The organism is Vibrio sp. Vb1026 (assembly GCF_033338745.1).
In the GTDB taxonomy this organism is placed as follows: Bacteria; Pseudomonadota; Gammaproteobacteria; order Enterobacterales; family Vibrionaceae; genus Vibrio; species Vibrio alginolyticus.
The window spans coordinates 1-1,070 of the sequence record NZ_JAWOTH010000188.1 but is presented as its reverse complement, the minus strand read 5'-3'; the positions used below and the strand labels follow the sequence as shown (position 1 = coordinate 1,070).

1 protein-coding gene is annotated in these 1,070 nt (G+C 49.0%); it reads left to right on the top strand.

Annotation, left to right across the window (positions count from 1 at the left end):
• The coding region (locus R7E47_RS25195; RefSeq protein WP_318085536.1) for an ATP-binding cassette domain-containing protein at positions 1–723 on the top strand (723 nt) is incomplete at its 5' end.
• Between the last annotated feature and the right edge of the window lie 347 nt (positions 724–1,070).

Sequence of the window (1,070 nt, the reverse complement as noted above, 5' to 3'; positions counted from 1 at the left end):
GTACAAGGTAAGATTGAGCTAGAACGCGTTACCATCCACTACCCAGACTCACCAGTCGCGTCAATTCGAGATTTGAGTTTGACGATTAATCCTGGCGAGAAAGTGGCGATTATCGGCCGTATCGGCTCGGGTAAAACCACGTTAGAGCGTCTCATCATGGGCTTATACCAACCGACAGAAGGTCATGTTCGCATTGATGACACCGACATCGCGCAGCTTCATCATGTCGATATTCGCCGCAATATCGGGTGTGTGGCGCAAGATTCCAATCTGTTCTTTGGCTCCATCCGCGACAACATCACGCTAGGCCGTCCATTAACCGATGACCGTGACGTGATGGATGCAGCCAATCGTGCGGGTGTGACCGCCTTTACGCAATCGGATCCAGCAGGTTTGGAGCGTCAGGTTGGTGAAGGGGGCGCAATGCTTTCTGGTGGTCAACGTCAGGCGGTGACGATTGCTCGCGCGTTCCTTGGACGTCCTCCGGTACTCTTGATGGATGAGCCAACCAGTGCAATGGACAACCGCTCAGAAATGCACATCAAGCATCAATTGGCGCAGTTAAAACCGAGCGAAACGCTGATTTTGATTACACACAAAACGTCGATGCTCGACATCGTATATCGCGTGATTGTGGTGGAGAAAGGCAGCGTAATTGCAGACGGTCCAAAATCTCAAGTGCTGAACGACTTGAAGCAAGGTAAGGTTAGAGCAGTTAGCTAATCTCTGAAATCAAGAAAGCCATTATTGAAATACAAAGCCCCGTTGAATCGAAAGTCTCACGGGGCTTATTTGATCGGCAAACCAAGATAGTTCAGCTCTTCAAGCACAACCCAAATAAGCACGAACCCCACGATCACCACCAGCATCATGATCGCCTTTTCATCTTCTTCCATACGCCCGCGCCTCTCCTACCAACTTCTTTCAACCACTACTAGGTTAGCAGGACGAAGGTCATATTCATCAAATTTATGACGCGCTTCACTTGGCGTAATTTCGGATATGGGATGAAGCTCAAACATTGAGCACATGAAAGAGACGTCGACTCTGGTTGAATATTAGGTATGGTA